The 8,595-nt window shown below is 38.6% G+C and carries 8 protein-coding genes and 1 pseudogene; all 9 read right to left on the bottom strand.

The genetic code is table 11. The features are described from left to right. Nucleotides 1-164 precede the first annotated feature (164 nt). Entirely contained in the window at nucleotides 165-617 is a 453-nt protein-coding gene (locus DW720_RS15250; RefSeq protein ID WP_279221051.1) for a CD1107 family mobile element protein, read from the bottom strand. A gap of 58 nt (nucleotides 618-675) precedes the next feature. After that, complete coding sequence (locus DW720_RS16060) at nucleotides 676-1,251, bottom strand: CD1108 family mobile element protein (RefSeq protein ID WP_243023786.1); 576 nt, start codon at nucleotides 1,249-1,251, stop codon at nucleotides 676-678. Nucleotides 1,252-1,616: 365 nt separating this feature from the next. Further along, on the bottom strand, nucleotides 1,617-3,194 hold the full coding sequence (locus DW720_RS15240; RefSeq protein WP_118743228.1) for a serine/threonine-protein kinase: 1,578 nt from the start codon (nucleotides 3,192-3,194) through the stop codon (nucleotides 1,617-1,619). 111 nt (nucleotides 3,195-3,305) lie between these two features. Further along, nucleotides 3,306-3,740 carry a deoxyuridine 5'-triphosphate nucleotidohydrolase gene (locus tag DW720_RS15235; RefSeq protein ID WP_118743229.1) on the bottom strand — a complete coding sequence of 145 codons (435 nt, stop codon included), beginning with the start codon at nucleotides 3,738-3,740 and terminating at the stop codon, nucleotides 3,306-3,308. Further along, the gene (locus DW720_RS15230; protein ID WP_347560730.1) at nucleotides 3,737-4,741 is read right to left on the bottom strand and encodes a PDDEXK nuclease domain-containing protein; all 1,005 of its coding nucleotides are present in this window, start codon (nucleotides 4,739-4,741) and stop codon (nucleotides 3,737-3,739) included. The genes DW720_RS15235 and DW720_RS15230 overlap by 4 nt, the downstream gene beginning before the upstream one ends. Nucleotides 4,742-4,851: 110 nt before the next feature. Further along, nucleotides 4,852-5,487, bottom strand: coding sequence for a type IV toxin-antitoxin system AbiEi family antitoxin domain-containing protein (locus tag DW720_RS15225; protein WP_243023787.1), 636 nt, complete (start codon nucleotides 5,485-5,487; stop codon nucleotides 4,852-4,854). Between the two features lie 212 nt (nucleotides 5,488-5,699). Next, a complete protein-coding gene (locus DW720_RS15220; protein ID WP_107001347.1) occupies nucleotides 5,700-6,065 on the bottom strand; it encodes a TnpV protein in 366 nt (121 codons plus the stop codon). 619 nt (nucleotides 6,066-6,684) lie between these two features. Continuing rightward, on the bottom strand, nucleotides 6,685-7,938 hold the full coding sequence (locus tag DW720_RS15215) for an ATP-binding protein (protein WP_107001346.1): 1,254 nt from the start codon (nucleotides 7,936-7,938) through the stop codon (nucleotides 6,685-6,687). Nucleotides 7,939-8,363: 425 nt separating this feature from the next. After that, a pseudogene (locus DW720_RS15210) lies at nucleotides 8,364-8,595 on the bottom strand (radical SAM mobile pair protein B); the annotation flags it as partial.

Below are 8,595 nucleotides of genomic sequence, written 5' to 3'. Positions count from 1 at the left end.
TTTCTGGCACTTCCATTAATGATTACAATTTTCATGCGTGTATCCTCCAACTTTCGATTTGTCACTTTGTCTATGCTACAAATTATATCACATCGGTTTTTGAAAAACTACTTCTATATGTAAAGGCAACCCGAAGGCTGCCCCAGGCATCAAGCCTATCCTGTTTACACAGGTTCATTATCATCTTCGTCAACGGAGCTATCTGCATCATCGTCCTCAAACTCCGGATCGTATCCATAGTCCTCGTCATCGTCCACATAATCAGCATCCGGGGCAGGCTTTGCCGCTTCCTGTTCCTTCTTCTTTTCCTGGACTTTCTTGAATACGAAGAAACCGCCGCCACAGGCAAGCACAATCAGAGTAAGAATCGCCGGGAGCATATTCTTAGATTTCGGTTTTTCCTCCGGTGCCGGTTCTGTAATTTCAGGAATCGTTTCAACTACTTCTGGCTTTGTTTCCTCAACCGGCTTGGTGAACTCTGCAACTTCCTCCTCGTCCATCAGCTTGAGCAGGTCGGCTTCATCCACCTGGTTCAGAAAATGCACGGTTTCCTCGCCCTTATCATCACGGTCAATGATGATATAGAAGTAGTTTCCGTTTTTGGTAACGGCAGTAATGAATTACTTTCCGCTTTTCGTAGGTGAACCAACATCGTCAACCAGAGTCAGATTGCCGTCAGGAGTAAGGGCAGGTTCGCTTGTGTCCGTGTTCTGCATGAACGCACTCATAAACATCATAAGCAGCGCCATATCCATTTCGCTGTTCCGACAAACCGGAATTTGAAATCACACTGTTCAAGCCCTTATTTCTGAGCTTCACATTCAGAATATAATATTCGTAATCTTCTTCCTCTGTTGTTGTCTCTCCCGTTTCGGGATCAGTAGAAGATGTTGTTCGTGTACGAATCTCCACTACTTCTGTTAGGGTCAGCTCATATTGTTGCTCAAACAGCCATTGCAGGGTAGCCTGCACCTCATCTCTGGTGTAGTCCTCGAATTTTACCGTCAGATATGCCGCAAGCTCGTAAGGATTGTGGTTGATTTCATCAAGGTCATACCGGTACTCGTCATATCCGCTATGAGTACGCTCGATATTATTGATTTCATTGCGGAGCGCAGCTTCCAAAGCCTTGTAATCATTGTTCGCACCGATAATATCTTCCTCTTTTGCGGTAAAAGAAGTTCCCAGAACGATCTGCGTACCGCCTTGAAACATAGCAGAACAAGACGAGAACATCCCTGAGAGAATCATAAAAAGCAGTCCGGCAATCAAAACAAACAGAATCGTTTTAGAGTGTGTGGTGCAGAACTCCGTTACTTTCTCTGTGATGTTCTTGGCTCCCTGAGCTGCTTTGCCCGTTGCCTTGCCTGCACCCTTGGATGCAGAAGCCGTTGTCGAAGCGGTTTTCTTACTGGCTTTGGCGGCAGCATATTCTTTCTTGATTGCCCTTTTCTGTTACCAACGGGAGAACGGGTTGGAACCGGCATCGGGGTTGTCCTTTTTGAACTTCTCATACAGGGCATACCCAGCAATTGTGGCTTTTATCATTCATATTGAGAGTCTTATTCATAAAGATACCCAACTTTTTTTCTTTGTTTTCTCAATTCTTCACAGCATTAGTTAATAAGTTGAGCAACTAATTCCATCAGTTTCTGTTTATCAAATGGCTCTACTTCAGAAGAATAAAGACTAAATGCATTAATACCCTTCAACGCCTCATCAAGCTCGTCAATTTCAAATGCAAATGGTTCTTGTTTTGGCTCATATCGTGTCCCATATATCCCGTTATTCTTATTTCTTAAGATATACCAATCACCATACATATCGTCCGTTTGTACCAACCAGAGGTTAAATCCTAAACCCTTGGTATTTTTAATTTCAACCCATCCCATAATATTCTTATTTTTATACTGCGGAGTATATACTACTTCACGCTTACCATACAAAGAACCTTGCATATATGAAAAACCATAGACCCTATCCACATCAACAGTACGAGTAAACGAATTAGGCAAAATCACCTTACACTTAATTTCAATATTTGTAACAGAAGGAATTGTAAGTTCATATGAAAACTGTTCCATATGTTCATAACCTCGACCTGCTGATTGTAATCTACACTTATCATTTCCAGCCAAATGAATATTATATTCATCAGCGAATTGCTCAAAAAAATCTACTATAACTGATTCAAATTGATTCCTCACTAAATTGCAGAAATCTTCTTTTTCTTTTTTCTTTCGATTTTCCTCCTCGATTTGCTGTTGTATTCTCGTGTCAGTCTCTATTTTTTTCCCAATAGCTAAACTTATAATATTTCCTAAAGCACTATTTGCTTCAAGTGATGGATTGCCTAGTTTTTCTTCAATCTCCTCCCATGATTTTAATCTCTTCTGAACAGGTTTTTCTAACATAGCTAAAATTATGGATGCTACATCTGCTCCTAAAACATTTTTTAAATCATTCGTTCTTTTTATTCTAGAAAACATATGTGCGCTTCTGTATGCATCCACATCGTTAGAAGTAATGTCATATGGATAATCTAATAAAGCTAATTCATAAAATACTATGCCCATAGAGTAAATATCCATCTGAATAGTATTCTTTTCTGATTTCCAGGCTTCAGGAGCAATATATTGTAATGTACCATATCCCTTAAATGACATGGTTCTAGTAGATTCTGAAGCCACCTTTGCAAGTCCGAAATCAGTAATTTTACATATTCCATCACAAATAAGTATATTCTCCGGTTTTATATCTCTATGAACTAATTTTTTATTAATTGACTTCATTCCAGCAACAAGTTGAAGAAATAGATTTCTCAATTCCTCTTTCGAATATGGACTATTTGTTTTTTTACGCTCTTCAATCTGGTCTGCTAGCGTTCCTCCCTCTGCATACTCCATAATAATATAGGGAGGTAGTTCAGGATATTCATCTCCATCATGTGCATAGATATAACGTATTACATGCTCCCCACTTACTTCTGATGAAATTCTTACTTCATTTTTAAAAGACGCTGCTGTAGCCTCATCGCCAAATGAATATAATAAAGTTTTCACTGCATACACTGATTTATCCGCTTCACATTCAGCTTTATATACGCATCCAAAACCACCATGACCTAATTCTTCTGTTAATGTATATGTATTTCCTTCTCCATCTTTTACCTTGGATCCAATTGTAATAATCAATGTCCCACCTCAATTCTTTAAACTTAACAAATAACAATTATGATCAAAGTTCACTAAATCTCCTTTTTACCTAGTATAACACATACATAATATATTCACCATCAATAATCCTTATCTCCCTGTGGAACCAAATGCTCCGGTTCCACGTTCTTTCCATGATTCATAAGTAAAGTCCGGTATCACAATCGGCAGAATTATAAGCTGTCCGATCTTATCATCTGCTTTGATTTCATAGACTGTATTCCCTACATTTGAAATGATTGCATGAATCTCTCCTGTATAACCGGAATCGATGGGAGGCAATTCACACACAATTCCCTGAGCGCTTAATCCGCTTTTAGGAAATACAAAACCCGCATATCCATCAGGAACCAAAAGTCCAAATCCCAAAGGTATCTTGCAAATTTCTCCCGGTCGGATCACTGCATCCCTGAGACTGAATACATCAGCCCCTGCATCATTCGCAGGTGCCCTTTCCGGGCACCTGCCACCATAATCAAGCAACCGAAGGTAAGTCCAGAGTCTGATAATTAGCCAGTAACTCATTTAATCCGTTTCTGAATATCTTCAACAGATGGCAGTTGCTTTTCCAGAGCATCCGGCAAACTACTGGTTATTTTATATTCGCTTACCCCAATCGGCTTTGAAATATCCTTGAGTGAATATTCTGCAACCACATTGTTTTTGCTTTTGCACAGAAGCAAACCAATGGACGGATTATCCTGCTCTTTTTTCAAAATGCCGTCCACGGCTGACAGATAAAAGTTTAGCTGACCAGCATATTCCGGCTTGAAGTCACCGGTTTTCAATTCGATAACTACATAACAGCGAAGATTCAGGTTGTAGAACAACAAATCAATGTAAAAATCATCACCGCCCACATTCAGGTGATACTGATTCCCCAGAAATGCAAACCCTGTTCCAAGCTCCAGAAGAAGCTTGGTTACATCCCTAACAAGTGCCTGCTCAATATCCCGTTCCAGCATATCTTCTCTAAAAGGAATAAAATCAAAGACGTATGGGTCTTTCATAGTCTGCACTGCTAATTCGCTTTGCGGAGACGGTAAGCGGTGCTCAAAATTTGTGACCTTATCTGCCAGAACCTGTCTCTGATACAAGTTGCTTTCAATCTGATGGACAAGAACATTTCGAGACCAGCCGTTTTCCGCTGACTTTTTAATATACCATTTACGTTCATCCATATCAGCGACCTTATCCAGAAGAACTATATTGTGCCCCCATGGAATTTGTGCAACAACCTGTTGCACAAATTCTCGGTCTGGATAAATCTCTGCGAATTTTGCCATATACTTCAAATTACGAACAGAATATCCTTTGCTTTCTGGAAAAGCAATTCGAATATCTGCTGCAAGGTTATCAATAAACTTGTTTCCCCATGATTTATGTTCATTGATTACGCAACCAATATCATAATAGAGAAGCAACATATCAGCATTCACATGAACTGCCGCACGATATTGCGCCGCAGTAATTTCACTCTTAATATTTTCAATAATGGAAAGATACTCAGCCGTATTCATTAACATACTCATCGCCTCGCTTTCACATAATTCCTATCATTATTTTCTCTATATAAGATGCTCATATACAATTTTCAAATAATTCAGGTAACCACATGAGCACAGATACAACCATATTAGCCATTCAGCAGCACCGACATCAATTCGTTGACCTTCTTGTACACCCTTAGCTTTTTTGCATATATGGAAAGATTTTGCAGATTCTTCTTCTCATCCTTTGCATAAGCATTCAATGCCTTACTAAATATTTCACGATCAAGCCTTGAACGATATTTGAAGCAATCACAAATCGTACGCTCTCGATCATATACGGAGAGCTTAACCCCGTAAAAATCATCCGTCACTCTCCCCAGCTCATATATTTCTGGTTGAACATAATACGTTTGCAAAGCCAGTACATCTACATCCAGCTTTGTCCGGGACATAGATCTCGGTACAGCAATAGACCATTTACGAGGTGCAAAGTCACTATAGCCATAATGAAAAAGAGCCGATTCCACACAAATAATTGCCTTTGGAATCAACGCTGCAATGAGTTGTTCTTCAGAAGATGTATCCGCCTCAGCAAGTTGATAATATCCGTGTCGAATGCGATCAAGGTATCCGGCATTGCACATGTTTACTACATCAGCAGCATGAATTCCTGCCTGAACAAAATCTGCTGCTTTGGCAATGCCATCCTTTTCTATAATAACTTGTTTTGCTATCGTTCTAATATCCACGTGTTCACCAACTTTCGTTTTTAAAATCACTCACATTTATTTTCTTTCTGTGTATGTATTTATTATAACAGATATGCTTTAATAAGCAATAATTTTACGCACATTTATTCAAGATTTGTAAGTGAAATTTTGCATTAATTCGCATTAAAATATTTCACATACAAAAAAGTAAGCTTTTTTCAAAAAAGACTGGATGCAATCTCCCGTAGAATAACATCCAGTCTTGCTTATTTTACTCCTTATTACAGAACCAACTCATGAATCACAATCTCTTCCGCTCGATTGTGGATACTGTTCATAGCTCCGAGCCATGCCATCTGGTCGGCTGCTTTCAGTTCCTCTGTCACGCCCTCAGCGGCCTTCATCTGCTCAACAATCAGGGACAAACGCTCCTGTGCCTGCTCGTTCAAATCGGCAAGGTAAGTCCAGAGCTGCCCCTCCAGAACCAGGTCATTGAACATCATTGGGTTATGCTCTTTCAAATACTCTCGGTGCATCCGTCCGTATTTTCCGATAGGGCGTTCCTCATTGGGAAACTTCCGATCCGGGATGTAGTAATCTCCAACCAATATGTATTCGATATTGTTGATACTCTTTTTGTTTTTCATAACCTTGACCTCGATTTCAAAATTTTTGTCACATCGAGACTCACTGGTGTAGTAGTGGTGTAGTAGCACCACCTTCAAGTTTGAAAAACCTTGATATTACAGAGGATTTTAGAGATTTCTGCAAATAATGCCGTGGCAAACCATGAGCACTTTTATTTTTTCTCGCATAGCTTGGTATAACCTCTATTTTCCTTGTATTTACAAGGGTTCTATCTATTTCTCCTTAGAACCCTATCTCGATATATCTTAGCATATTATTTCTTACTCTTAGTAGGTAAAAGCTGTACAAATGGCTGTAAATTTTACCACTCGTACAGCAGCCCTATTTTTTCTCCCAGTGTTATACCGCACTCACTCTTTTTGATGGTGTATAAATAAAGTTGACAGCCTATTCTCAAGGATTTCATAGTATAATCAAGAGAATAAGGAGGTGCCCAACTATGGCACGAAGTCAACGTAAGTACACCATTTGTAAACGCATAAGTTCCGCCGCAAATTATCCAGAAGTACAATCTCTCTCATGATTTGTGCAGGAAGCCATTGCACAATTAACTGCACCTAATGCAAATGAACCTTCTGCTTTTTTAATTTCCGAAACATTACTTTGGAAATTAAAGTCTTATCTAATGATATATTTTGTGCCTTTGCCTTTTCCTTCCACTGCAATCACACCTTTTTGACACATTTCTTTTAGCAGCTTTATTGTCTTTGATTTACCGAAAGGTACATATGGTGCAACTTCGCTGATTGGCTTCAACATCGTCTTGCTTAAAAGTTTATAGATCACGATTTCGTCTTCTGTCAGATCCGCATTTTTTTCAAATATCGGAAGCACAATTTCTATCGCATTTTCTGAAACTTCAAAATCCGGTTTTATCAAACTTTCTGCATACAGTTGTTTTATTCTTGTAATTCCCGTTCCGAATATCTCTACAAATCCCAATCTGTAAAATACATTGGCAAGATTTCTATTTCTTAAAACAGAAAGTTTACCAGACAGATATTCTTCCTCTGTGATTCCAGACGGCAATCCGCCAGGAGAAACTATTTCAATTCGATCATCAAACATCGAAACTCTGATTTGCGAATTCACGTCCCACACTCTATGAATCAGAGCATTGGCGATTGCTTCCCGGAAAGCAGCTTCCGGTACTTTTTCCATCTTCTTTCGATCAGCACCTTGTATTACTTCATATTGGTAATAGTCTCTGAATACATCGATTGCCTTTTCATAAACCTCTAAAACCGATATATTTTCAAAAGTCGATCTCTTTTGAATGATGCTGATATTTTCTCCAAATTTGACAATATCGATTCCCGGAAAATGATTTTTATCTGCCAAAAGCCCTGCTGCATTATTGAATCCATTTACATCGTCATATAAGTTCAATGTCTTCAGTGTGTCCTTATCAAAATTTTCAATCCGGACAGTCTCTTTCAGCTTACGATGTAAAATTTCAAAGGACAGCTCCTGATCTTTGCAAGGCAATTCTTCAAATCGAATATTTTTTCCATCCAATACAAGCCTTGAAAATTCCAGAGTATCTACCTCTATCGTTGCTGTATCATTCCGCTTGTATGCTTTCGATTTATATAGATACGGCTTCTGTAATCCGCTTTTCACAGTAAGCTTTATCGTCTGGTCATTATTCTGTACCTCAAGCGTATAATCCGGCTGCGGTGTAATGCTGTCATTGATTTTATTTTCAATATCCAAGCAGGCTTGTTTTACATCCGGCAAACCTTTTATATTTCCATCATCATCCACTCCAAAAAAGATGGTTCCGCCGTCATAATTTGAAAAAGCACTGACTGTTTTTAAAAAAGTGTTGGTAATCGTTTCCTTGAACTCTAATGTTCTTGTTTCACGCATATCAATCGCCTCCATTTCTGTCTTATATATTATATGCAGAAATGCGCAAAAAAGCAATCGTATTTTTTTACGATTGCTTTTTTGATTACTTTTTGTTGTGTGCTCATAAATAAACTTTCTTTCTATACTGATTGCCCAAAGATTCCTGAATTGGTGAAACAATGTTTTTCCAATTTGAGCATGAGTAAATGCCTTATAGTAAGTGCATTATCCTCTGCTTTTCCAAATGACTTTCCAATCTTTTGTGTGTATCGGCTAATTAAAAGTATTTATTTACAAAAATGCACAGCTCCCGATAAGCTAAGAACTGTGCATTTCTTTTTTCTTCAATTTTACAATTTCTCTATTTTTCAAACAAGAACTTCTCGCTTTCAAATGGCGATAAATAAATCTCTCCACCATCATCAGTTTAATTTTCGTTTAGATTAACGATTTCTTTTTCCTGTATTCTCTGTCCCTCGGATTTCCTCATGATAGAAATAATCTACGATCACCGGATGTCCCTGCGGGACTCTGCCATAAGGCATTTCATTATCCACAAAGGAACAATCATGCTTCTTAGCCATTTCCTCAGCTTTTACTTCAAGTGCTTTAAAGTAGCTGTGGTTATGCTTGTTATAGATCTCGTCGTAAAGTGGTACAAGATCAGGATATTTT

This window comes from Clostridium sp. AM27-28 (assembly GCF_003480955.1).
Lineage (GTDB): Bacteria > Bacillota > Clostridia > Lachnospirales > Lachnospiraceae > Otoolea > Otoolea fessa.
The sequence above is the reverse complement of the archived record's forward strand: the minus strand, read 5'-3'. Positions and strand labels throughout refer to the sequence as shown.